This is a genomic window from Streptomyces sp. NBC_01294, from assembly GCF_035917235.1.
Lineage (GTDB): Bacteria > Actinomycetota > Actinomycetes > Streptomycetales > Streptomycetaceae > Streptomyces > Streptomyces caledonius.
In genome coordinates this window covers 4,109,610-4,134,066 of the sequence record NZ_CP108423.1, presented here as the reverse complement: position 1 = coordinate 4,134,066, position 24,457 = coordinate 4,109,610, and the positions used below count along the sequence as shown (strand labels likewise).

Annotated in this window: 17 protein-coding genes; 9 read left to right on the top strand and 8 right to left on the bottom strand. The window is 72.0% G+C overall.

Annotated features, from left to right (window positions below):
- Positions 1 to 132: 132 nt before the first annotated feature.
- Positions 133 to 1,065 carry a MerR family transcriptional regulator gene (locus OG534_RS18665; protein WP_326589188.1) on the top strand — a complete coding sequence of 311 codons (933 nt, stop codon included), beginning with the start codon at positions 133 to 135 and terminating at the stop codon, positions 1,063 to 1,065.
- Positions 1,066 to 1,181: 116 nt separating this feature from the next.
- Here the strand turns inward: OG534_RS18665 and OG534_RS18660 are convergent, their stop codons facing one another.
- Positions 1,182 to 2,075 carry an aquaporin gene (locus tag OG534_RS18660; protein WP_442807108.1) on the bottom strand — a complete coding sequence of 298 codons (894 nt, stop codon included), beginning with the start codon at positions 2,073 to 2,075 and terminating at the stop codon, positions 1,182 to 1,184.
- A 133-nt stretch (positions 2,076 to 2,208) separates the two neighbouring features.
- Here OG534_RS18660 and OG534_RS18655 point away from each other — a divergent pair, with 133 nt between their 5' ends.
- The 3 genes from OG534_RS18655 to OG534_RS18645 all read left to right on the top strand — a co-directional run bounded on the left by OG534_RS18655 (position 2,209) and on the right by OG534_RS18645 (position 7,851).
- Entirely contained in the window at positions 2,209 to 2,748 is a 540-nt protein-coding gene (locus OG534_RS18655) for an RNA 2'-phosphotransferase (protein ID WP_326589187.1), read from the top strand.
- A 145-nt stretch (positions 2,749 to 2,893) separates the two neighbouring features.
- Positions 2,894 to 4,756, top strand: coding sequence for an HSP90 family protein (locus OG534_RS18650; RefSeq protein WP_326589186.1), 1,863 nt, complete (start codon positions 2,894 to 2,896; stop codon positions 4,754 to 4,756).
- Positions 4,753 to 7,851 carry a tetratricopeptide repeat protein gene (locus tag OG534_RS18645; RefSeq protein ID WP_326589185.1) on the top strand — a complete coding sequence of 1,033 codons (3,099 nt, stop codon included), beginning with the start codon at positions 4,753 to 4,755 and terminating at the stop codon, positions 7,849 to 7,851. The genes OG534_RS18650 and OG534_RS18645 overlap by 4 nt, the downstream gene beginning before the upstream one ends.
- Before the next feature lie 55 nt (positions 7,852 to 7,906).
- Here OG534_RS18645 and OG534_RS18640 read toward each other — a convergent pair whose 3' ends face one another.
- Complete coding sequence (locus OG534_RS18640) at positions 7,907 to 8,812, bottom strand: LLM class flavin-dependent oxidoreductase (protein ID WP_326589184.1); 906 nt, start codon at positions 8,810 to 8,812, stop codon at positions 7,907 to 7,909.
- Between the two features lie 123 nt (positions 8,813 to 8,935).
- Between OG534_RS18640 and OG534_RS18635 the strand changes: the two genes are divergently transcribed.
- The gene (locus tag OG534_RS18635; protein WP_326589183.1) at positions 8,936 to 9,826 is read left to right on the top strand and encodes a Cof-type HAD-IIB family hydrolase; all 891 of its coding nucleotides are present in this window, start codon (positions 8,936 to 8,938) and stop codon (positions 9,824 to 9,826) included.
- A gap of 7 nt (positions 9,827 to 9,833) precedes the next feature.
- On the opposite strand, the gene OG534_RS18630 is transcribed toward OG534_RS18635, so the two are convergent.
- From OG534_RS18630 to OG534_RS18615, 4 genes are all read right to left on the bottom strand, one after another.
- Positions 9,834 to 11,552 carry a sensor histidine kinase gene (locus tag OG534_RS18630; RefSeq protein WP_326589182.1) on the bottom strand — a complete coding sequence of 573 codons (1,719 nt, stop codon included), beginning with the start codon at positions 11,550 to 11,552 and terminating at the stop codon, positions 9,834 to 9,836.
- 144 nt (positions 11,553 to 11,696) lie between these two features.
- Positions 11,697 to 15,278 (bottom strand): thiol reductant ABC exporter subunit CydD, encoded by a 3,582-nt coding sequence (cydD, locus tag OG534_RS18625; RefSeq protein ID WP_442807107.1) that lies wholly within the window; start codon positions 15,276 to 15,278, stop codon positions 11,697 to 11,699.
- A gap of 48 nt (positions 15,279 to 15,326) precedes the next feature.
- Positions 15,327 to 16,328: a cytochrome d ubiquinol oxidase subunit II gene (gene cydB, locus OG534_RS18620; RefSeq protein WP_326589180.1), complete on the bottom strand. Its 1,002-nt coding sequence runs from the start codon at positions 16,326 to 16,328 to the stop codon at positions 15,327 to 15,329.
- Between the two features lie 20 nt (positions 16,329 to 16,348).
- Complete coding sequence (locus OG534_RS18615) at positions 16,349 to 17,854, bottom strand: cytochrome ubiquinol oxidase subunit I (RefSeq protein ID WP_326589179.1); 1,506 nt, start codon at positions 17,852 to 17,854, stop codon at positions 16,349 to 16,351.
- 190 nt (positions 17,855 to 18,044) lie between these two features.
- Between OG534_RS18615 and OG534_RS18610 the strand changes: the two genes are divergently transcribed.
- Positions 18,045 to 18,413, top strand: a complete 369-nt coding sequence (locus tag OG534_RS18610; protein WP_326589178.1) for a cyclophilin-like fold protein — start codon at positions 18,045 to 18,047, stop codon at positions 18,411 to 18,413.
- A gap of 7 nt (positions 18,414 to 18,420) precedes the next feature.
- Here the strand turns inward: OG534_RS18610 and hisC are convergent, their stop codons facing one another.
- Positions 18,421 to 19,500, bottom strand: a complete 1,080-nt coding sequence (hisC, locus tag OG534_RS18605) for a histidinol-phosphate transaminase (RefSeq protein WP_326589177.1) — start codon at positions 19,498 to 19,500, stop codon at positions 18,421 to 18,423.
- Between the two features lie 361 nt (positions 19,501 to 19,861).
- On the opposite strand from hisC, the gene OG534_RS18600 reads away from it, so the two are divergent.
- The 3 genes from OG534_RS18600 (at position 19,862) to OG534_RS18590 (ending at position 23,489) form a co-directional block, all read left to right on the top strand.
- Positions 19,862 to 20,977 (top strand): LacI family DNA-binding transcriptional regulator, encoded by a 1,116-nt coding sequence (locus tag OG534_RS18600; RefSeq protein ID WP_052870581.1) that lies wholly within the window; start codon positions 19,862 to 19,864, stop codon positions 20,975 to 20,977.
- A 231-nt stretch (positions 20,978 to 21,208) separates the two neighbouring features.
- Positions 21,209 to 22,522, top strand: a complete 1,314-nt coding sequence (locus OG534_RS18595) for a metallophosphoesterase (protein ID WP_326589176.1) — start codon at positions 21,209 to 21,211, stop codon at positions 22,520 to 22,522.
- 148 nt (positions 22,523 to 22,670) lie between these two features.
- Complete coding sequence (locus tag OG534_RS18590; RefSeq protein ID WP_326589175.1) at positions 22,671 to 23,489, top strand: hypothetical protein; 819 nt, start codon at positions 22,671 to 22,673, stop codon at positions 23,487 to 23,489.
- A gap of 15 nt (positions 23,490 to 23,504) precedes the next feature.
- On the opposite strand, the gene OG534_RS18585 is transcribed toward OG534_RS18590, so the two are convergent.
- Complete coding sequence (locus OG534_RS18585) at positions 23,505 to 24,422, bottom strand: hypothetical protein (RefSeq protein WP_326589174.1); 918 nt, start codon at positions 24,420 to 24,422, stop codon at positions 23,505 to 23,507.
- Between the last annotated feature and the right edge of the window lie 35 nt (positions 24,423 to 24,457).

The window sequence follows — 24,457 nt, the reverse complement described above, 5'->3', positions numbered from 1 at the left end:
TCCTTCCGGCGGTCGTACCATCCCTCGCAGGAAGGCTCGCTGCGCAGGGCGGTCGAGTACCTTGCGGCTTCACCTGCCGCCCGGCCGCGGCGGGCGCGGTCGGCCGAGCCGCGATGTCGTAGGGAGCCGGGATTGTCCGATCAGGCGGTAGCCGAGTACCGGATCGAGGATCTGGCGCACCACAGCGGGGCGACGGTGCGCACGATCCGCGCGTACCAGGACCGAGGTCTGCTGCCGAAGCCGGAGCGGCGGGGCCGCTCCAACGTCTACCGGGACACGCACCTCGCGCGGCTGCGCCAGATCGCGGACCTGCTGGACCGCGGCTACACCCTGGCCTCCATCAAGGAGCTGCTGGAGGCCTGGGACGCGGGGCGCGGGCTGGGCGGCGTGCTGGGGCTGGTCGCCGAGGTGCACGGGCCGTGGACCGACGAGGAAGCGGCCCGGATCAGCCGGGAGGAGCTGAACGAACGGTTCGGCGGCCGGCCGGACGACGACGCGGTGAACGAGGCGTGCGACCTGGGGGTGCTGGAGCGGATCCCGGGGCGCCCGGACCAGTACCTGGTGCCGTCCCCTCAGGAGCTGGCGGTGGCCTCCGAGCTGTACGCGGCCGGGGTGCCGCTGCCGGCGATCACCGGACACCTGCGGGAACTGCGCGGGCAGGTCGAGCACATCGCGTCGCGGTTCCTGGAGTTCACCACCGAGCACGTTTTCGCGCGCTACCTCGGGCAGGTGCCGCCCACGGACGCGGACGCGGCCGAGGCGGCGACGATGGTGCGGCGGCTGCGGCCGCTGGCCCAGCAGACCGTGGACGCGGAGCTGGCGCGGGCGATGCGGCTCTTCGCGACCCGGCACCTGCAGCGGCACCTGGGCACGGCGGGCACACCGCAGCCGGCGGGCCCCTCGCCGGTGGCGCTGCCGGCCGGGACGGTCCGGGCGGTGCAGGAGCTGGTGGGCGCCGACCACGTGGCGGAGTTCGTCCGGGCCGCGACGGAGCGGGAGCTCCAGGCCCGGGCGATGAACGACCTGGCGGGGCGGGGCGATCGATGGCACCCGGGCGACCGGTGACGCCGGGTCGGGCTTAGTCCACAGGTTCCACAGGCCGGATCACGCGTTTGCCGTCAAAACCCACCCAAACGGCTGTGGACAAGTCCCCTTTGCCTGTGGGCAACTGAGGCCGTGTCTCAGCCAATGGTCTCGTACGCCGCCTTGGCGGGGCTCGCGCCGTCCACCGGACCGTTCTCGGACAGGGCCGCCGGGACGGTCGCCTCGACCGGCGCCGACTTCGCGGTCCGGCCGGTCCCGGACCCGGAGTCCGACCCTGAGTCGGACCTGGAGTCGGACCCTGAGTCGGACCCTGAGTCGGACTCGTTCCCGGACCTGTTCCCGGACCCGTTCCGGGACCCGTAGAGGAGCGCGGCGAGCGCCAGGCCGAGCACCCCGCCGATCAGCTGGGCGGCGACGAATCCGGGCAGCGACTCCGGCGCGATGCCGGTGAAGGAATCGCTGAAGCTGCGCCCGATGGTGCCGGCCGGGTTGGCGAAGGAGCCGGAGGAGGTGAACCAGATGGCGGCCGCGATGTACGCCGCGACCGCCGCCGGGACGAGCCGGGGGCGCCCGATGCGCTCGAGTCCCTGGATGACGAGGACGAGACCGGCGGTGGCGACCACCTCACCGAGGAGCAGGTGGCCGCCGTCGCGCACCTGGGTGGCGAAGGCGCCCGGGGTCCGGCCGAACATGGCCTCCGCGAGGAGGGCGCCGCCGACGGCCCCCGCGACCTGGGCCGCGGTGTAGACGAGCGCCTCCCCGCCGCCGAGCCCCTCGCCGCCGCGGCGCCCCGCCCACCAGGAGGTGAGGGTGACCACCGGGTTGAGGTGGGCGCCGGACAGCGGCCCGAAGAGGGTGATGATCAGCCCGAGGCCGATCGCCGAGGCGAACGAGTTGGCGATGAGGGCGACACCGGTGTCCCGGCTGAGCTCGGCGGCCTGGAGTCCGGAGCCGATCACGACCACGAGCAGTCCGGCGGTACCGATCAGCTCGGCCGCCGCACGGCGTGACAGAGAGGTCTGGGCTGTCATGGTTTCTCCCCCTGAACAGAAGTGGCAGCGGAAAATATATTCCGCATCTTGGAAGAGCGATAGAGGGTGTCCACTGGCGGGCTCCCGCGAAATTCCCTGCCGGAGGTCCGCCCGACCGGGCACGCTGGGGGTCATGGATGAAAGACGCACCGTGAAGGTGTCGAAGTACGTCGCAAAACACCTGCGCCACCAGCCGGAACGGATCGGACTGGTGCTCGACCCCCAGGGCTGGGTGGAGATCGACGACCTGCTGCGCGCGGCCGCCGCCCACGGCTTCCCCTTCAGCCGCGCCGAGCTCGACCACGTCGTCGCCGCCAACGACAAGCAGCGCTTCGCCGTCGACGGCACCCGGATCCGGGCCAGCCAGGGCCACACCGTGGCCGTCGACCTGGATCTTCCGGAGGCCGAACCGCCCGCGTACCTCTACCACGGCACCGTCGCCGTCGCCCTGGACTCGATCCGCGCCGAGGGCCTGCGCCCGATGGCCCGCCACCACGTGCACCTGTCCCCCGACCGGGAGACCGCGACCCGGGTCGGCGCGCGGCGCGGCAGGCCCGTCGTGCTCGCCGTGGACGCCGGGGCGATGCGCGCGGCCGGGCACGTCTTCCGGATCAGCGCCAACGGCGTGTGGCTGGTGGACGCCGTTCCCCCGCGGTTCCTGCGCTTCCAGTAGCGCGGTCCGCCCCCGCCTCCCGGGCGCCGGAATTCACGCGGAGATTGTCGGACCATCCCCCTAATGTGTGTCCCACTCCGGGATCCGTGAGGGGGGGACCTCGCGATCACCGAACCATCCCCGTACGCACGCGAGGTGACGCCCTATGACGTCCACACCCCACAGTTTCCAGGTCGATCTGCGCGGCCTGGTGGATCTCCTCTCCCACCACCTCTACTCCAGCCCGCGCGTCTACGTCCGCGAGCTCCTGCAGAACGCCGTGGACGCGGTCACCGCGCGCCGCGCCCTCGACCCGGAGGCGGAGATCCGCATCCGGCTGTCGGCGTCCGGCGGCCGGGTGACCATCGAGGACAGTGGCATCGGCCTGACGGCCGACGAGGCTCACTCCCTCCTCGCCACCATCGGCCGCAGCTCCAAGCGCGGCGCGGCGGACGGCGGCGAGTTCGACAGCCAGGGCCTGGAGGCCACCCGCGGGGAGTTCCTCGGCCAGTTCGGGATCGGCCTGCTCGCGTGCTTCGTCGTGGCCCGCCAGATCCGGGTCGTCACCCGCTCCGCCCGCGACCCCCTCGCGGCCCCCGTCGAATGGCTGGCCACGGACGACGGCTCGTACACCGTCCGCGAACTGCCCCATGAGGCACGCCCGGAGCCCGGCACCACCGTCGTCCTCGAAGCCCGCCCGGGCGCCGCGGAGTGGACCGTCCCGGCCAAGGTCGAGGAACTGGCCCGCGACTACGGCTCCCTGCTGCCCTACGCCATCACCTTCGACGACGGCGAGGGCGGCGCGCCGCGCCCCGTCACCGACCGGCCCGCCGTGTGGGACCGGCCCTTCCCCACCCCCGCCGCCCGCCGCGTCGCGCTCGCCGGGCACTGCGCGCAGCTCTTCGGTTTCACCCCGCTCGACAGCATCGACCTCGACCTGCCGGTCGCCGGTGTCCGCGGAGTGGCGTACGTCCTCCCCGAGCCGACCAGCCCCGCCCACCGGGCCGGACACCGCGTCCACCTCAAGGGCATGCTGCTGACCGACCGGGCGGACAACCTCCTGCCGGACTGGGCGTTCTTCGTCCGCGCCGTCCTCGACACGGACACCCTGCGGCCCACGGCCTCCCGCGAGAACCTGTACGACGACGAGACCCTGGCCGCCGTGCGGGACGCCCTCGGCGCCCGCGTCCGCGGCTGGCTCGCCGAGCTGGCGGCGAGCGAGCCGGACCGCCTGGCCGCCTTCCTCGGCGTCCACCACCTCGGTGTGAAGTCCATGGCCCGGCACGACCCCGAACTGCTCGGGCTGATGCTGCCGTGGCTGCCGTTCGAGACCAGCGACGGCTCGATGAGCCTGCAGGAATTCGCGGCCGCCCACACGGACATCCACTTCACCCGCACCGTCGAGGAGTTCCGCCAGATCGCGCCGATCGCCGCGGCCCACGGCCTCGGCGTCATCAACGCCGGCTACACCTACGACGCGGACCTGCTGGCCCTGCTGCCCGCCGTGCGGCCGGAGCTCAAGGTCACCGAGCTGGACGCCGGGGCCGTCACCGAGCGGCTCGACCCGGTGCCGACCGCCGCCGAACTGGAACTCGCCCCCTTCCTGGCCACCGCACGCACCCGTCTGGAACCCCAGGGCTGCGACGTGGTGCTGCGCGCCTTCCAGCCCGTCGCCGTTCCCGCGCTCTACCTCGACGACCGCCAGGCCCGCCAAGAGCGCGACCGGACCGCCGCGCTGGAGAGCGCCGACTCCCTGTGGAGCGGCATCCTCGGCGCGCTGCGGGGCTCCGCACCCCGCGCCCGCCTGGTCCTCAACCACAACAACCCGCTGATCCGGCGGATCTCCGCCCTCCCCGACGAGGCGCTCACCGGTACCGCCGTCGAATCGCTCTACGGGCAGGCCCTGCTGATGTCCCAGCGGCCGCTGCGCCCCGCCGACTCCACCCTGCTGAACCGGGCCTTCCTCGGACTCCTGGAATGGGCGACGCACTCCACCGACGCCCGCGATGCCCAGGAGGACCAGAAGTGACGATGCTGACGCGCGAGGAGATCGTGCGGGGCCTGGCGGAGAACCGCGAGGCCCCGAACGGCGCCGCCCGCAACGCGCACGCCGAAGCCCTGGCCGGGGCGGCGGAGGCGAACGGCGACCGGGCCCTGTTCCGCGAAGCCCTGGACAACCTGATCAACGCGTACCTCTACAGCTCCGAGTCGTCGAAGATGCTGGTGCCCTTCGCCCGGCTGCTCCAGGAGTACGACAAGGACCCGGGCGCCTTTTCCGAATGGGACGCGCACTCGCTGTTCTGGCAGTTCAAGTGGGTGGCCACGGCCATCTCCGACTCCCCCGGGATCCCGTTGGAGTCCGCCGCCGGCTGGCTGGACGAGATGGAGCGCCGTTACCGGATCGCCGGCTACAGCGAGCGGCCCGTGCGCGAGGCCGAGCTGTGGTTCGCCCATGCCATCGGCGAGGACGAGCGGGCCGAGCGGGCCTTCCGGCGCTGGCTGGCGGCGGAGCGCGACGACATGAGCGACTGCCGGGCCTGCGAACTCAACGGCCAGGGCCAGTACGTCGCCCTGCAGGGCGACGACGCCGAGGCCCTGGAGCTGTGGAGGCCGGTGCTCTCGGGTGAGATGACCTGCGCCGAGGAGCCCCACCGGGTGCTCGCCACCTCGCTGCTGCCGCTGCTGCGGCTCGGCAGGGCCGACGAGGCGCGCTCGAACCACCTGCGCGGCTACCGCATGGCCCGCGGCAACGAGAGCCTGCTGCCGTCGATCGGCAAGCACATCGAGTTCTGCGCGCTCACCGGCAACGCATCGCGCGGCCTGGAGATCCTGGCCGAACACGCCGCGCACGTGGCTCCGCTCGCCAACGTCGACGACCGGCTGGCCTTCCACGGCGGCATCCTCGTCCTGCTGCGCCGGCTGAAGGAGCTGGGGCACGGCCCGCTCCCCGCCGTCCCCTACGAGGGAACCCCCCGTACCGTCTCCGAGCTGTACGAGGTCCTGTACTCGGGCTCCCTCGACATCGCCCGGCAGTTCGACGCGCGCAACGGCACGACCCGGGTCTCGGAGCGGTTCCTGGCGCGGGTCGGCCGGGAGCCGCTGGTCGGCGACCTGCCGCTGGGCGTGCGCAGCGCCCGGCTGCCGCAGACCGGCACCGGCACCGCCTCCGCCGGGCCCGGGCAGATCGTGCCCGGCCCGGTCGTGCCCGGCCCGGTCGTGACGCCCACCGGTTTCAGCGAGCTGGTGGAACGGGCCCGGCGTGCCCGGGACCTGGGGCATCCGGGTGCGGACGCGCTGTGGGCCGAGGTGGCCGTACGGGTGGACGCGCAGCCGGAAGCCGATCCGCTGGTCCGCGCCGACCTCGCGGACCAGCAGGCCCTGGCCGCCGCGCGGCGCGGGGCCGAGGAGGCGCCGGCGCTGCTGACCGCGGTCCGGGACGACTACCGGGCCCTCGGCCGGGCGGAGCGCGCGGCGCTCGCGGAACTGCGGCTGGCCAGCGTGGCCGCGCAGTCCGGAGCCGCGCCCGCGGAGATCCGGGAACGGCTGCGGGCCGCCGTGCGGGCCGCCGAGGGACTGGACGCCGCCGAGCCGCTGCGGGCCCGGCGGATCGCGCTCGCGGAACTGTCGGCGATCCGCGTGGAGTCGTACCTGCGCTCGGTGGAAGCGGCCGGATCGGACGACCACCGGCACGACCACCACCACGACCATCACGACCCGGACCAGGAGCACGGTCACGGCGAGCTCGCCGCCGAGCTGACCGCCTTCATCGCCGCCTACGCGGACACGGCGGCGGACCTGGTGGCGGAGGCCGAGGAGATGCTGGGCCGGGTGGCCCTGGCGCAGGGCGACCCGGAGCGGGCCGTGGCCCTGCTGGCGGCGTCCGCCGAGCGGGCCGTCTCGGCCGGCCGGCCGTGGCAGGCCGTGGACCCGCTGGTGCTGCGGGCGGGGGTGCTGATGTCGCTGGACCGGCCCGAGGAGGCGGAGGAGGCGGCGCGCTCCGGACTGGAGCACGCCGCCGAGCTGACCGACGCCGAGGCACAGGGCGTCGTACGGCTGACCCTCGCGGACATCCTGCTGCGGCGGGGTGCCGCGGCGCAGACCGCTGAGCACGCGCTGGCGGGAGCCCACTGGTTCGACCAGGCCGGTCTCACCGCCGACGGCGGAGCGCAGGCGCGGCTCCTGCTGGCCCGGGCGTACGCGCAGGACGGCAGGGCGGCCGAGGCGGCGGAGGTTTTGCAGTCGGCTCTGCCGGATCTGCTGGAGCACGGCGACCAGCAGGCGGTGTTCGTACGGGAGTTCCTGGGCGATCTGCTGCGCCGGCTGAACGAGCCCCGGCCGGCGGCGGAGCAGTACCTGCTGGCGGCGGAAGCGGCCAAGGGCTGGGAAGACCAGCGCCCGCACGCGGCCCTCGCGCAGTCGGCCGCCGACGCCCTGGCCGACGCGGGGCTCGCCGCGGAGGCGGTCGCCGCCTACGAGCGGGCCCTGGAGCTGCACCGTCTGACGGGCGGGTCCCCCGTCGCCGAGGTGCGGGTCCTGCGTTCCCTGGCCTGGCTGGGGCTGCGCGAGGAGTTCACCGCCGCAGCGGTCGAAGGGGCCCGGGGCCGGATGGACGAGGCCGCCGACGTACTGGAGGCCGCCCTGGCCGCCGATCCCGACGTGCCCGTGCTGCGGTCCGAACTCGCCCAGACCTGGCACCAGCTGGCACAGGTGCTCGACCGGTACGTCAGCACGAACGTGAACACGGACGACGTGGACGTGGACGAGGACCTGGACGAGGACCTGGACCAGGACCAGGACCTGGACGACGCCCCGGGCGCAGCCGGCGACGGCCCCGTCCCGGCGAAGCCGCTGAGCGATGCCGAGATCGAGGCCCTTCGCGTGGAGCAGATCGAGCTGTGGGACCGGGCCTCCGGTGTCTACGCGACGCTCGGCCCGGATCACCTGCACGACCGGTTCCAGTGCCTGAACAACGCTGCGTGGACGGAGCAGGAGCGGGGCCGCGCGGAGGCGGGCGCCGGCCGCGTCTCCGCGCTGATCGAAGAGGTCCGGGCGCTGCCCGAGGACGCCGTGCCCGACTGGCTCCTGCCTGCCGCCGAGAACCTGGTCGCACAGCTGACGGCCTGAGCCCGCCGCCGACGGTGGTCGCCGCTCCTGCGGGGAGCGGCGACCAACGACCGGTTCAGCTGCCCAGCTGGGCCAGGGCCTCGGTGGCGATCTTTTCGAAGACGGCCTCGTCGGCGGCGAAATCGGAGTCCGGGATCGGCGCGTGGATCACCAGCTCGGTGAAGCCCAGCTCGCGGTGCCGGCCCGCGAAGTCGACGAACGCGTCCAGGGACTCCAGCACGGTGTTGGCCTCGGGCGTGAAGCCGGTCAGCAGGACCTTCTCCACGGACCCGGGGTCCCGCCCGATCTCGTCGAAGGCCTTGCCGAGCTTTTCGAGCTGCCCGCGCAGGGCCTCCAGCGACTGCTCGGGCGTGCCCTCCTCGAAGAGCTTCGGGTCACCCGTGGTCACCCAGGCCTGACCGTGCCGGGCGGCGAGCCGCAGGCCGCGCGGTCCGGTGGCGGCGACCGCGAACGGCAGCCGGGGCCGCTGCACGCAGCCGGGGATGTTGCGGGCCTCTTCGGCCGAGTAGAAGGTGCCCTCGTGGCTCACGGAGCCCTCAGTCAGCAGCTGGTCGAGCAGCGGCACGAACTCGGCGAAGCGGTCGGCACGCTCGCGCGGGGACCATGCCTCCTGGCCCAGCGCGGTGGCGTCGAAGCCGTTGCCGCCGGCGCCGATGCCCAGGGTGATCCGTCCGCCGGAGATGTCGTCCAGGCTGATGAGTTCCTTCGCGAGGGTCACCGGGTGACGGAAGTTCGGCGAGGTGACGAGCGTGCCCAGGCGCAGCCGCTGGGTGGCGGTGGCCGCCGCGGTCAGGGTGGGCAGCGCGCCGAACCACGGGCCGTCACGGAAGGTCCGCCAGGACAGGTGGTCGTAGGTGTAGGCCGTGTGGAAGCCGAGCTGCTCAGCCCGGAGCCATTGGTCGCGGCCTCCCTCGTGCCATCGACGTACCGGAAGGATCACCGTGCTCAGACGAAGACTCATGCGTCGAGCCTACGGCGACCCGTTGTTTCACGTGAAACACCGCCTGGCGCGATGTTTCACGTGAAACATCGCGCCAGGAGCAGGAGACCGCCGTTTCCGACCTTGGTCCGGACGCCCCCGGCCATGGGCGAAGATGGAGCCGTGACCTCGGCTCCCCAGTGCCCGGACGGGCCAACCCCCACGCCCCGGCTCATCGCCACCGACCTCGACGGCACCCTGCTGCGTGACGACAAGTCCGTCTCGCCGCGCACCGTCGCCGCGCTCGCCGCCGCCGAGGAGGCCGGGATCGAGGTCTTCTTCGTCACCGGCCGCCCGGCCCGCTGGATGGACGTGGTCGCCGACCATGTCCACGGCCACGGGCTCGCGATCTGCGCGAACGGGGCGGCGGTCGTCGATCTGCACGCCGGACGGGAGTTCGTGAAGGTCAGGGCCCTGCCGCGGGCCGCCGCGCTGGCCGTCGTCGATGTCCTGCGGACTGCGGTACCCGGTACGTCCTTCGCGGTCGAGCTGACCACCGGAATCAACTACGAGCCGGAGTACCCGCCGTTCTTCAAGGACCCGGGTGCCCGGGTCGCCACTGCCGAGAAGCTGCTGCACGAGGACACGGACGAAAGCGCCGCCCCGGTGCTCAAGCTGCTGGCGCACCACGCCGAGCTCGCCCCGGACGAGTTCCTGGCGCTCGCCCGGTCCGCCGCCGGCGAGTACGCGTCGATCACCCGCTCCAGTCCCACCTCCCTGCTGGAGATCAGCGGGCACGGCGTCTCCAAGGCGAGCACGCTGGCGCTGTGCTGCGCCGAGCGGGGCATCACCCCCGCGGAAGTCGTCGCCTTCGGGGACATGCCGAACGACGTGGAGATGCTCAGCTGGGCGGGTACCTCGTACGCGATGGGCAACGCCCACCCGGACGTGATCGCGGCCGCGTCCGGCCGTACGGTCGCCAACAACGAGGACGGGGTCGCCCTCGTCATCGAGCACATCCTGGCCGAACGGCTCGCACAGCGGCAGCACTCCTGACACGGCTCTAAAGCGGGGCCTCCCACACCACGGTGGTCCCGCCGCCGTCCTCGCCGATGCCCGGACCGTACGAGCTGGCGCCTCCCAGCGACTCGGCCCGTCGGCGCAGATTGCGCAGCCCGCTGCGCCGGCCGCCCTCGGGGATGCCCACGCCGTCGTCGGCGACCTCCAGCCGGACCCCGGGCCGCCCGTCCGCGAGCATGACGGTGCAGTCCAGGAGCACCTCGATCCGGGACGCCTCGGCATGCCGGAAGGCATTGGACAGGGCCTCACGCAGCGCGGCGATCAGGTTCTTGCCCGTCAGCTCGCCGACGACCGCGTCGATCGGGCCGAGGAACCGGTGCGCGGGCTTGAAGCCCAAGGGCACGGCGGCCATGTTGATCTCCCGCAACACTCGGGTGCGCAGCCCGGACGGGGCTTCCGCCGGGCCCTGCTGGAGGGCGAAGATCGCCGTGCGGATCTCCTGGATCGTCACGTCCAGTTCGTCCACGGCCTTGCCCACGCCGTCACGGACCTCGGGGACGATGGACCGGCGCTGGGCGCCCTCCAGCATCATCCCGGTGGCGAACAGCCGCTGGATGACCAGGTCGTGCAGGTCGCGGGCGATCCGGTCACGGTCCTCGAACACGGCGAGCCGCTCACGGTCGCGCTGGGCCTCGGCCATCATCAGGGCGAGCGCCGCCTGGGAGGCGAACTGTGTGGCCAGCGTCCGCTCGGCCTCGGTGAAGGGCCGTCCGCCGCGGGCCCGGGGGGTGACCAGCGCGCCCAGGACCCGCCCGCCGCTCTGCAGGGGCAGCATCATGCAGGGGCCGTACTGGCTGGTCAGCTTGCTGACCATGCGGGGGTCGGACGAGGCGTCGTCCACGAAGACCGGCTCGCCTCGCAGCAGTCGGTCGACGACCGGGCTCTCGGCCGGAATCACCACGCCGAGCGAGGTGGCCGGGTTCTCGGCCGAGACGGCGACGATCTCCATCCCGCCCTCCTCGGCCGGCAGCATGACGATCCCGGCGGAGGAGTCGGCCAGGCGGCGGGCCTGTTCGGCCACCACCGCGAGGGCGTCGTCGGCGTCCCCTCCGGACAGGAGGGCGGTGGTGACGGCCACCGAGCCGTCGATCCAGCGCTCGCGCTGGGTGGCGGCCTCGTACAGCCGCGCGTTGCCGATGGCGATGCCCGCCTCGGTGGCCAGCACCCGGACCATGTGGACGTCGTAGCCGTTGAACTCGCCGCCGCCGTTCTTCTCGGCGAGGTACAGATTGCCGAAGATCTCTCCCTGAACCCGGATCGGGACACCGAGGAAGGTCGTCATGGGCGGGTGGTGCGCCGGGAACCCCTCCGCGCGCGGGTCCTTCGTCAGATCGGCGAGCCGCACCGTGTCGGGGTGCCAGATCAACGCTCCGAGCAGGCCCCTCTTCCCGTCCGGGCGGTGTCCGATCTTCCGGGCCAGTTCGGGGCTGATGCCGTGGGTGACGAAGTCCGAGAGCCCGCGGCCCTCCGTGTCGACGACGCCGATCGCCGCGTACCGGGCGTCCGCGAGCTCGGCCGCGGTCTCGCAGATGCGGTCCAGCGTGTTGTGCAGTTCCAGGCCGGTCCCGACCGACCTCATGGCCTCCAGCAGTTGCGGTACGCGCGCCGTGAGCTCGGTGGACAGGCCGTGCAGGCTCCTGGTGGCCTGGGTCGCGGCCACCAGCGGGTCCAGTGCGCCCGACGCCCCAGGCGCTCCCGGCATCACCGGCGTCACCGGGACGACCGGCGCTACCGGATTCCCCGGCCGTCCCTGCTGCCCCGGCTGTCCCGGCGATGGATCCGATGACGGATCCGGCGACTCCTGCGACTCCTGCGCTGACATGCCCTTGAGCCTAGTTAGTCCCTATTAGAGGGGAAAGCCGGCCAAAGACCCGTCCGATTCCCTCTCACGCTCCAGCAGCCGCCTCAGCGGCCCCTCGACGGCGGCCAGCTCCGCGTACGCGCCGCGCTGCACGACCTCGCCGCCGTCCAGTACGAGCACCTCGTCGACCGCCTCCAGGCCTGCCATCCGGTGTGTGATCAGCACGGTGGTCCGGCCCTCGGTCGCGGCCAGCAGGTCCGCCGTCAGGGCGTCCGCCGTGGCCAGGTCCAGGTGCTCGGCCGGCTCGTCCAGGACCAGTACGGGGAAGTCCGCGAGCAGTGCCCGGGCGAGGGCCAGGCGCTGGCGCTGGCCTCCCGAGATCCGCTCGCCGTGCTCGCCCACCAGCGTGTCCAGCCCGTCCGGAAGACCGTCCGCCCACTCGAGCAGTCGGGCCGCGGCCAGCGCGTCCCGCAGCTGCTCCTCGCTCGCCCCGGTCCGGGCGAGTCGCAGGTTCTCCCGGACCGAGCTGTCGAAGATGTGCGCGTCCTGGGCGCAGAGGCCCACGAGGGCGCGTACGTCGTCGCCGTCGAGGGTGCGTGCGTCGGTCCCGCCCAGGGTGTACGCGCCCTCGTCCGGATCCAGGAACCGGAGCAGGACGTGCGCCAGCGTGGTCTTCCCGGAACCCGAGGGGCCGACGACGGCGATGCGCCGGCCGGCCTCCAGGGTCAGGTCCAGCCCGCGCAGCGCGTCACGGTCCTGGCCGGGGTGGCGGGCGCGGAGCCCCGTCAGCCGCAGCGGGAAGGGCGAGGCCGGGGCCACGGCGGGCTGCTCCGGCTCGGCCACCGGGACCGGCGCGTCGATGACCTCGTAGACCCGCTCGGCGCTGCGGCGCACGCGCTGGCGGTACTGGACGGCGAGCGGGAGTCCGCTCACCGCCTCGAAGGCGGCAAGGGGCGTCAGGACCGCGACGGCCATGGCCACCCCGGACAGCCGGCCGTCGTGCACCGCGGTCGCGGCGACGGCTGCGGCGGCCACGACGGTGAGCCCGCACACGAGGGCGGACAGTCCGCTGCCCAGGCCGCTCGCGGCGGCGCCCCGCGCGGCGATGCGCGTCAGGATGCCGTCGCTCTCGCGCGCCCGGCCCTTGCGGTCGTCCAGCGCCCCGGCCACGGTCAGCTCCGCGGTACCGGTGAGCAGGTCGGCCACCCGGGTGGCGAGTTCGCCCCGCGCGGGTGCGAGCCTCCGCTCCGCGCGGCGGGCGCAGACCCCGCTGACCAGCGGTACGCCGATGCCCGCGGCGAGCAGTCCGACGGCGAGCGCGGCTCCGGCCTCGGGCAGCAGCCAGGTGGTGAAGGCGACCGAGCCGGTTCCGACGAGCACCGCGGTGCCGACCGGCAGCAGCCAGCGCAGCCAGTAGTCCTGCAGGGCGTCGGCGTCGGCCACCAGCCGGGCCAGCAGGTCTCCGCGCCGGTGCTCGCGCAGCCCGGCGGGCGCGATGCGCTCCAGCCGCCGGTACACGGACACCCGCAGGTCGGCGAGCATCCGCAGCACGGCGTCGTGCGAGACGAGCCGCTCGGCGTACCGCAGGACGGCCCGGCCCATCCCGAAGGCCCGCGTGGCGGTGACGGCCACCATCAGATAGAGCACGGGCGGCTGTTCGGAGGCCCGCGAGATCAGCCAGCCCGACACGGCCATCAGGCCGACGCTGCATCCGACGGCCAGCGCTCCGAGCAGCAGCCCGAGCCTGAACCTCCCTCGCCACGCCTTGGCGGTGGCCCGTACCCGGGCGAGGGGGTCGCCCCCCGGCCCTTCCCGTCCCGGAACCGGACGCTTCGCCGCCGCCGGCACCCCTGCCAAGGTCCGCCCGTCGTCCGCCACGTCGTCCGCCACGTCGTCGGGGTGCGGGGCGGAGCCTTGGTGGGGATACCGGGGAAGAAGCCCCGGGACCTGGACAAGCGGCCGGGCGGGGGACGGCTCCGCAGCGCGTACCTCGACCACCCGGTCCGCGACGGCGAGCAGCGCCGGCCGGTGCACGACCAGGAGCACGGTCCGGCCCGCGGAGAGCCGCCGGACCGCGTCCACGACCGCCGCCTCGGTCTCGCCGTCCAGCGCCGCCGTCGGCTCGTCCAGCAGCAGCACGGGCCGGTCCGCCAGGAAGGCCCGTGCCAGGGCCAGCCGCTGCCGCTGTCCGGCGGACAGTCCGACGCCGCCCTCGCCCAGCAGGGTCTGCGCCCCGCGCGGCAGCGCGGCCACGAACTCCCGGGCCCCGGCGTCCTTCAAGGCCGCGTCCACCTCGGTGTCGGAGGCTCCGGGACGGGCCAGGCGCACGTTCTCGGCGATCGTCCCGGCGAACAGGTGCGGCCGCTGCGGCACCCACGCGATCCGCTCCTGCCAGTGCGCCGGCGACAGCTCGGCCAGGTCCACGCCCGCGATCCGTACCCGCCCCGCGGTCGGGGGCACGAACCCCAGCAGCACCTGGAGCAGTGTGGACTTGCCCGCGCCGCTCGGGCCGGTGAGGGCCACGCACTCCCCGGGCCCGACCGTCAGCGAGACCGGCCGCGGCGAGTCCTCGCCCCGGCCCTCGTAACGGACGGCGACCCCGTCGATCTCGATCCGCAGGGGAGTGCCGGCGGGCAGCTCGGCCGTGCCGGCCGGACCCGCGGCGGGGATCTCCAGGATCTCGAAGATCTCCTCGGCGGCCGCCAGCCCTTCCGCGGCCGCGTGGTACTGGGCCCCCACCTGCCGCAACGGCAGGTACGCCTCCGGCGCCAGGATCAGGATGACCAGCCCGGTGTAGAGGTCGAGTTCACCGTGGACCAGTCGCATGCCGATGGTCACGGCCACCAGCGCCACCGACAGGGTCGCCAGCAGCTCCAGCGCGAAGGAGGAGAGGAAGGCGATGCGCAGGGTCCGCATCGTCGCGCGCCGGTAATCGTCGGTGATCTTGCGGATCGACTCGGCCTGCGCCTTGGCCCGGCCGAAGACCTTCAGCGTGGGAAGCCCTGCCACCACGTCGAGGAAGTGTCCCGACAGCCGCGACAGCAGCCGCCACTGGCGGTCCATCCGGGACTGGGTGGCCATGCCGATGAGGACCATGAACAGGGGGATCAGGGGCAGGGTGACCACGATGATGGCCGCCGACACCCAGTCCTCGGTGACGATCCGGGCGAGCACCGCCACCGGCACGACCACCGCGAGCCCCAGCTGGGGCAGGTAGCGCGAGAAGTAGTCGTCGAGCGCGTCCACGCCCCGGGTGGCCAGCGACACCAGCGAACCGGTCTTCTGTCCGGTCAGCCCGGTGGGACCGAGCTCGGCGGCCCGGTCCAGCAGCCTGACCCGCAGCTCCGACTTGACCGCCGCGCCGGCGCGGTGCGCGGCCAGCTCCGTCAGCCAGGCGATCAAGGCGCGCCCGAGCGCCACCGCCGCGAGCAGCAGCAGCGGCGTCCGGAGCGCTTCGCCGCCGAGCCCCTTCTCGAAGGCACCCACCACGATCTCGGCGATCAGCATGGCCTGACCGACGACCAGCCCCGCCCCGGCAAGCCCCAGGGCCACCACCGCCCCCAGGAAGAGGCGGGTCGAACGTGCGTACCGGAGCAGGCGCGGGTCGATCGGTTTCACGTGAAACATCCCCCTGGGGAGGGTCGGTCGGACAGGCCGGTCGGGTCTTGCGGGACCTCAGTGCACATCGACGATGTGCTGCGTCCCGATCCGCTTGCGGAACACCCAGTACGTCCAGCCCTGGTAGAGCAGGACGAGCGGCGTGGCCACTCCCGCGAGCCAGGTCATGATCTTCAGGGTGTACGGGCTGGACGAGGCGTTGGTGACCGTGAGGTTCCAGGCGGCGTCCATCGAGGACGGCATCACGTTCGGGAAGAGCGTCAGGAAGAGCATCGCGACGGCCGCCGCGATGGTGACCCCGGACAGGGCGAACGCCCAGCCCTCGCGGCCCGCCCGGTTGAAGCCGAGTGCCCCGGCCAGCGCCAGCACCGCGATCACCATCGCGACCAGGCTCTTCCCGTCGCCCCGCGAGACCTGGGTCCAGATCAGGAAGACGAGCGCCAGGACGGCGGTGACGACGCCCAGCCGCGCCGCGAGCTTCCGCGAGCGGTCCCGGATGTCACCCACGGTCTTGAGCGAGGCGAAGACCGCGCCGTGGAAGGTGAACAGGGTGAGGGTGACCAGTCCGCCGAGGACCGAGTAGACGTTGATCAGGTCGAGGAGGCTGCCGACGTACTCCTTGTCCTGGTCGATCTTCACACCGCGCACGATGTTGGCGAAGGCCACGCCCCACAGGAACGCGGGGATCAGCGAGGTCCAGAAGATCGCGTGTTCCCAGTTGCTCTGCCAGCGGTCCTCGGGGCGCTTGTGCCGGTACTCGAAGGCGACACCGCGGATGATCAGGCAGACCAGGATGAGCAGCAGCGGCAGGTAGAAGCCCGAGAAGAGGGTGGCGTACCAGTCGGGGAAGGCGGCGAAGGTCGCGCCGCCCGCCGTGAGCAGCCAGACCTCGTTGCCGTCCCACACGGGCCCGATCGTGTTGATCAGGACCCGCTTCTCCGTGCGGTCGCGGGCGAGCAGCTTGGTCAGTACGCCGATCCCGAAGTCGAAGCCCTCCAGGAAGAAGTAGCCGATCCACAGGACGGCGATGAGCACGAACCAGACGTCGTGGAGTTGCATGGTGTGGTCTCCTCCCAGCCTCAGTACGAGAAGGCCATCGGCCGGTCGGGGTTCTTGTCGTCCCCGCCGATCCTGACGGGCGGGTTGAGGTCGGCCTCGGTGAGCTCGGGCGGTCCGGCCTTGACGTACTTGACCATGAGCTTGACCTCGATGACGGCGAGTACGGCGTAGAGCAGTGTGAAGCCGATCATCGAGGTGAGCACCTCGGCCTGGGAGACGTGCGGCGAGACCGCGTCCCGGGTGCGCAGGACCCCGTAGACCACCCACGGCTGGCGGCCCATCTCGGTGAAGATCCAGCCCCAGGAGTTGGCGATGAGCGGGAAGAGCATCGTCCAGAGCGCGACGACCCAGTACAGGTTGGCGAACCGCGGGCTCAGCGCCCTCCTGAAGAGCACCAGGTGCGGGACCTCGTCCTCCCCGGTCCGCAGCCCCGCCGGCAGCAGGAACCGCTTGCGGGTCAGCCACAGGCCGAGCGCCCCGACGGCGACGGAGGCCATGCCGAAGCCGATCATCCAGCGGAAGCCCCAGTAGGCGACGGCGATGTTGGGCCGGTAGTCGCCGGGACCGAACTCCTCCTGCGCCGCCTTGTTGACGTCGTTGATGCCCGGGACGAAGGAGGTGAAGTCGCCGTTGGCCAGGAAGGACAGCACGCCCGGGATCTCGATGGCCACCTTGTTGTGGCCCTTGTCGACGTCTCCGTAGGAGAAGACGGAGAAGGGCGCGGGCGCCTCGCCGTCCCACAGCGCCTCGGCGGCCGCCATCTTCATGGGCTGCTGCTTGTACATCACCTTGCCGAGCAGGTCACCACTGATCGCCGTGCCCATACCGGCGATGATCATGACGACCAGGCCGAGGCGCAGCGAGCTCCGCATCACGGGGACGTGCTTCTTGCGCGCCAGGTGGTACGCGGCGATCCCCGCCATGAACGCGCCGCCGACCAGGAAGGCGGCCGTGATCGTGTGGAAGAACTGGGTCAGCGCGGTGTTCTGGGTGAGCACGAGCCAGAAGTCGGTGAGCTCGGCCCGGCCCCGCTCCTCGTTGATGCGGTACCCGACCGGGTGCTGCATCCAGGAATTGGCCGCCAGGATGAAATAGGCGGACAGGACGGTGCCCATGGACACCATCCATATGCACGCCAGGTGGATCTTCTTCGGCAGCTTGTCCCAGCCGAAGATCCACAGGCCGATGAAGGTGGACTCGAAGAAGAAGGCGATCAGCGCTTCGAAGGCCAGCGGGGCCCCGAAGACGTCGCCGACGAATCGCGAGTAGTCGGACCAGTTCATGCCGAACTGGAACTCCTGGACGATGCCGGTGACGACACCCATCGCGATATTGATCAAGAAGAGCTTTCCCCAGAACTTTGTGGCTCTGAGGTACTTCTCCTTCTCGGTCCGCACCCAGGCGGTCTGCAGGCCGGCCGTGAGCGCGGCGAGCGAGATCGTCAGGGGTACGAAGAGGAAGTGATAGACGGTGGTGATGCCGAACTGCCATCGCGCCAGAGTCTCCGGCGCCAAAGCTAGGTCCACGTCCTCGTCTCCTTCGCGTCGCCGGGTCACCGCGGCGGTCTGCCTGTTGTGCCCCACTCAATACGGGAGAAAGCAGGACACGCTTGTGAACGCGTTCACATTCACAAGCATTATGTCGTACCACTCTCGAGAGCCTTCAGGCGGGGTACCCCTCTAGCCAATCCATTCAACAGATTGTTGAATGCGGCTCATGCAGATACGAATCTCCTGGCCTGCGGGCCAGCTCACCGCAACCCTGGACGACACCCCGACCAGCAAGGCGCTGGCCGAGGCCCTTCCGATCTCCGCCTCCGCCAACACCTGGGGCGAGGAGGTCTACTTCGACACCGGCGTCTCCGTGGCCCTGGAGCACGACGCCCGGCAGGTCGTCGAGCCCGGCACGGTCGCGTTCTGGACCGAGGGCGACGCTCTCGCGCTGCCCTACGGCCCCACACCCATCTCGCGCGGAGGCGAGAGCCGCCTGGCGAGCCCGTGCAACGTGCTCGGCTCGTTCGACGGCGACCCCCGCCTGCTGTCCACCGTCCGCGACGGCGATCCCGTCCGCGTGGAACTCGCCTGAACCAGGGCTAGAGCTCCTTGAAGAACGCCTCCGCCGTGTGCAGGAAGAGGTCGTTCGCCTCGGTCTCACCGATCGTGACCCGCAGGCCCTCGCCCGCGAAGGGCCGGACCACCACACCGGCCTTCTCGCAGGCCGCCGCGAACTCGGCGGTCCGCTGCCCCAGCCGCATCCACACGAAGTTCGCCTGCGTGTCCGGCACGGTCCAGCCCTGCGCGAGCAGCGTCTCGTGGACCCGCTTGCGCTCGCACACCAGCGCGCCGACACGGCCCATCAGCTCGTCCTCGGCGCGCAGCGAGGCCACCGCCGCGTCCTGGGCGAGCTGGCTGACGCCGAAGGGCACCGCCGTCTTGCGCAGCGCCGCGGCCACCGGCTCGTGCGCCACGGCGAAGCCGACCCGCAGGCCGGCGAGCCCGTACGCCTTGGAGAACGTACGCAGCACGGCGACGTTCGGGCGGTCGCGGTACAGCTCGATGCCGTCCGGTACGTCCGTGTCGCGCACGAACTCGCGGTAGGCCTCGTCCAGCACCACCAGGATGTCCGAGGGCACCCGGTCCAGGAACCGCTCCAGCTCGGCGCGGCGCACGGCGGTGCCGGTGGGGTTGTTCGGGTTGCAGACGAAGATCAGCCGGGTCCGGTCGGTGATCGCCGCGGCCATCGCGTCCAGGTCGTGCACGTCGCCGTCGGTCAGCGGGACCTTCACGGAGGTGGCACCCGAGATCTGCGTGATGATCGGGTACGCCTCGAAGGAGCGCCAGGCGTACATGACCTCGTCGCCCGGGCCGGCCGTCGACTGGATCAGGGACTGGGCCACACCCACCGAGCCGGTGCCCGTGGCCACGTGCTCGACCGGCACGCCGAACCGCTCCGCGATCTCGTTCACCAGGCCGGTGCAGGCCATGTCGGGGTACCGGTTGAAGGCCCCGGCCGCGGTGACCGCGCTCTCCAGCACGCCCGCCAGCGGCGGGTACGGGTTCTCGTTCGACGACAGCTTGTACGCGACGGGCCCTCCCGCGGCAGCCGGCTTGCCGGGCTTGTATGTCGGAATGCCGTCCAGCTCGGCGCGCAGCTTCGGGCTCTTCTCGCTCACCGCAGGTCCTCCTCGACCGTCCCGTACGACGTCGCCGTCGACTCAATACTGCTCACCTTATGAGGATTCCACCCTTCCGAGAATGGGGGCGCCTGGAATGCGGGGGAGCGCACGCATATATGCGTGCGCCGGTGGCCTGCGCCGTGGCGCGCGTCCCTCGTGCAGGTGAGTTGAGACCGGCCCGAGACCCCACCGTTTTGGCATGCCCGGACCCGCCGACAAGCCCCACCCTCGCCCTCCGTGACCAAACGCCTTCATTTCCAAGGTCATTGGGGGTGGCGAACCATGCAGAATCGTGCCTGTCAACGCGTGCATATGCACCCGGACCACCCACCCCACCGAGCCCTACTATCGGCTCGCCATGACAGCAGCAGGGAAGCATCAGGTGAGCCGGACCGAGACCACCCGGCGGGCCGCCGGCCGACAGGGCCGGGCCGGCATCAGGGACGTGGCCGCCGCGGCGGGCGTCTCCATCACAACCGTCTCCGACGCGCTCAATGGCAAGGGACGGCTGCCCGACGCCACCCGCCGCCACGTTCGCGAAGTGGCCGACCGACTGGGCTACCGCCCGTCGGCCGCCGCCCGCACCCTCCGTACCGGCAAGTCGGGCCTCATCGGCCTGACCGTGACGACGTACGGGGATGAACCTTTCACCTTCACCGAATTCGCCTACTTCGCCGAGATGGCCAGGGCCGCTACATCCGCCGCGCTCGCCCGCGGCTACGCCCTCGTCATCCTCCCCGCCACCTCCCGCCACGACGTGTGGTCCAACGTCGCCCTCGACGGCACCGTCGTCATCGACCCCTCCGACCATGATCCCGTCGTCACCGAACTGGTCCGCCAGGGCCTGCCCGTGGTCTCCGACGGCCGCCCCGCAGGCTCCCTCCCCGTCACCGCCTGGGTCGACAACGACCACGAGGCCGCCGTACTCGGCCTGCTCGACCACCTCGCCGCCGCCGGCGCCCGCCGGATCGGGCTGCTGACCGGCACCACCACCGACACCTACACCCGGCTCTCGACCACCGCCTACCTCAACTGGTGCGAGCGCGTCGGACAGGACCCCGTCTACGAGTCCTACCCCGCCCACGACCCGTGCGCGGGAGCCGTCGCAGCCGACCGGCTCCTCGCCCGCCCCGACCGCCCCGACGCCGTCTACGGGCTCTTCGACCCCAACGGCACCGACCTGCTCGCCGCCGCCCGCCGCTACGGCCTGCGCGTCCCCGAGGACCTGCTGCTCGTGTGCTGCAGCGAGTCCACCGTCTACGCCAACACCGAACCGCCCATCACGACCCTCTCCCTCAAACCGCGCCGCATCGGCACCGCCGTGGTGCAGCTGCTCATCGACGCGATCGAGGGAGTGAACACCGGGCGTCCCGTCGAACAGGTCGTCCCGACCGAGCTCATCATCCGCACCTCGTCGCAGCGCAGGCAGCCCCGTACGACCGTCAGTCCACCCCGTTCGCCGGCCCAGGATTGACCGCCAGACCGTCCGGTCGGCCTGGCCGATGGCCCGGCCAAGGATTTCAGCAACACCGATATCGGAAGAAATCGGCAGGAATGATCGGCTCCGCACAGGATTCACCACCCCTGGTGCGTCACAGAGCGCGAGCCGCATTCCTATGATGGGCGCACGACATCACGGACCCTCCTCCCCGGAGGTCAGGAGGGTCCGCAGGTGTACGGCAGCGCGACGGTGGTGGAGGGGTCGATGACTCAGGGGGCCGGTCAGGGACCCGCGATGCGGACGGAGACGCTGCGGGACTTCCGGGTTCCAGTCACCGAACCCGCCCCGTACGCCGTATCCACCGGGCTTCCCGGCGAAGCTCCCGTGTACGGCGAGGCACCCGTGTACGGCGAGGCCCCCGTCTACGGGGAGTACCCGGCGTACTACGACGACAGCACGCCTACCGTGCCCCTGCAGCCCGGCTACGCGCCGCAGCCGGCCACACCCCCGGCGCCGGCCACGCACCACCCCGACGCGCACCTGCACGTCCGTCCCCCGGCGCACCTCGACGCCCGTCATGACGCCCGTCACGACGCCGAACCCGTGCACGCGATGAGCCAGGACCCCGACGAGGACGAGCCCGAGGGCTACACCCCGACCTACCGCGACCTCCCCGTCATCGGCCGCGCCCCCCTCGGAGGCCCCGGCGACACCGTCCAGGTCCAGTACGTCCCGCAGGACGCGGCCGCCGGTCCCGGGCCCCTCTACGTCGTCGGCGACGTCCACGGCTACCTCGACGAGCTCGTCACCGAGCTCCAGGCCCAGGGCCTGATCGACTCCGAACGCCGCTGGTCCGCCGGCAACGCCCGGCTCTGGTTCCTCGGAGACTTCACCGACCGCGGCCCCGACGGCATCGGCGTCATCGACCTCGTCATGCGCCTGTCCGCCGAGGCCGCCGCCGCCGGCGGCTACTGCAAGGCCCTGATGGGCAACCACGAACTGCTGCTCATCGGCGCCAAGCGGTTCGGCGACACCCCGGTCGTCTCCGGCGCCGGCACCGCGACCTTCCAGGCCGCGTGGCTCCTCAACGGCGGCCAGCGCACCGACATGGAACGGCTGCAGGACGTCCACCTGCAGTGGATGTCGCGCCTGGACGCGGCCGTGCTGGAGGAGGACCACCTGCTCCTGCACTCCGACACCACGGCCTACCTCGACTACGGCGACTCCATCGAGGACGTCAACGACACCATCCACGAGCTCCTCAACCGCGGCGACGCCGACATCACCTGGGACCTCTTCCGGAAGTTCACCAAGCGCTTCGCCTTCCGCGACGAGGGCACCGGCCCGGCGGCCGTACGTGAACTCCTCGACACCTACGGCGGCAGCCACGTCGTGCACGGGCACAGCCCCATCCCGTACCTGCTCGGCGAGGTGGGCACGGAGGACGGTGACGAGGCACGCGGCCCCGAGGCCGTCGACGGCCCTCACGTGTACGCGGAAGGGCTCGCCATCGCCATGGACGGCGGGGTGACGATGGCAGGAAAACTTCTTGTCGTACGACTCCCGCTGAGCGACTGAGAGCTTACGCAGAGGGGTATTTCCGGAAAGCCCCTGTCACGGCGTGCTGTGGGCGCTCTACCATCGCTCTATCCGTAGCAGGCTCTCCTCCGTTTGTGCCGGCGCCCGGGTCTACGCGGGCATACCGGCTTCCACGGAGCATCGGGGGATGCACATGACCAGCGCTCCGCACCTGCTGACCGAAGACCGGCCGGAGTTCGATCGGCTCATCGACGAGGCGCTGCGCGCCGCGCACGAGCGGCCCGAACTCGCCACCCTGGGCGAACGGCTGAACGCCGAACAGCTGCGCACCATGGCCCAGGGGGCCAGCGCGCTGCTCGCCGCCGCGGCCGCCGCCGAGTACGGGCACTACGTGAAGGTCCGCGAGGAACGACGCGACGAGGTGCTGTCCACGCCCGGCAGGACGGGGGACGAGGACGGCGGACAGGACAACGGCGGCGGCGCGGGCATCAGCGCCGTGGTCGCGGTCCTCGCACCGGTCCTGGCCGGCACCGCCATGCTGATCTTCCTGCTCGTCGGCTACAGCCTGAAGATGATCGAGCCCGAACCGGCCTTCGCCAAGACCATGCTGACGGCGGGTTGGCTCTTCGGAGCGCTCACCGTGGCCGCCCTGCTCTTCGCCGTGATCGGGCTGCTGGTGACGGCCGTCCGCAACAGCGCGACCGAGGTGGTGGCGGACGAGACCGAGGCGATACCCGACGAGGTGGCACGGGCCCGGGAGGCCTGGCGGCACGCCCTGCTGGAGCGCGGCATCGTGCCGTTCCTGCGGGACGCGCTGGCCGATCCGAGTGCGGGACCGGGCTTCCCGACCCCCCGCACGCCAGGGGCCGGGCGCATCCCCAACCTGGGATACACCCGGCCCGATTTCACCAGCCCGGGATCCCCTTCACAGGGACCCCGTCCCGGCTACACGCCTCCGGACTTCACGAGTCCGGACTTCGGCGGCCCGGAACACCGGCCGGAGTAGATCCGGTCGCGCGCCCTACTTCAGCTGCTTCAGCTGCTTCGGCAGGTGGTTGGGGTCCATCGGGCGGACCGGCGCCGTGGCGGCGGCTCGGCGCAGGTTCGGGTCGCCCTCCTCGGGCTGTGAGGTGAGGGGCGACCACACGCCATCACAGGTGAGCGTGCCGTCACCCGGGTTGACGTCGCAGGAGGTCTCCCAGATGACACCCTCCGTCGTCACCACGTCGATCGCCAGCACGTTGGCCTGGTGGCCGATGGAGATGCTGCAGGCGCCATCCGGGAACTGGCCCGCGTCATTGGTCGTGAGGTCGTACCAGAGCCACGTTCCCGCGTTCGGACCCGTGAGCCGGCGGATACCCGCGTACGCGTTGGTGTCGCCCGGGAGCGCCGCCCTGAACTCGCGGGCGTTGTTGTCCCACACGGCGTCGATGTCCACGCATTCGGACACCCCAGTGGCTCCGGTCGCGCCCGTCGCACCATCGGCACCCGGAGCACCCGTCGCGCCCGTCGCACCGTCGACACCCGGAGCACCCGTCGCGCCCGTCGCACCATCGGCACCCGGGGCACCGGTGGCTCCAGTCGCACCGTCGGCACCGTCGATGCCGTCCTCGCCCGGCTTGCCCTTCGGACCCCGGGGGCCCGTCGGGCCCCGCTTGCCCTCGCATTCGTCACCGCCGCCGCCCTGCGGGCCGGCCGCGCTGCGCTCCTCTCTCGGATCGTGCTTGGGCTTCTTGTGCGGCTTGCACTTGTCCCCGCCGCCCGTGGGACTCGCCGCCGTGACCGTCTCGGCCGCCTGAATGCTCTCGGCCGCAGCGAATGCGGGACTGGAGATGCCCACCATCACCAGGGCCAGCGAGGCGAGGGTGCCGCCGGCCAGCCAGCTGCTGCGCCTGGGCAGCGGACCAAGAGTGGACTTGGTCCTGTTCTCGGGGCTCATATACGCCGCTCCTTCTCGAAACCGGATCGAACGAT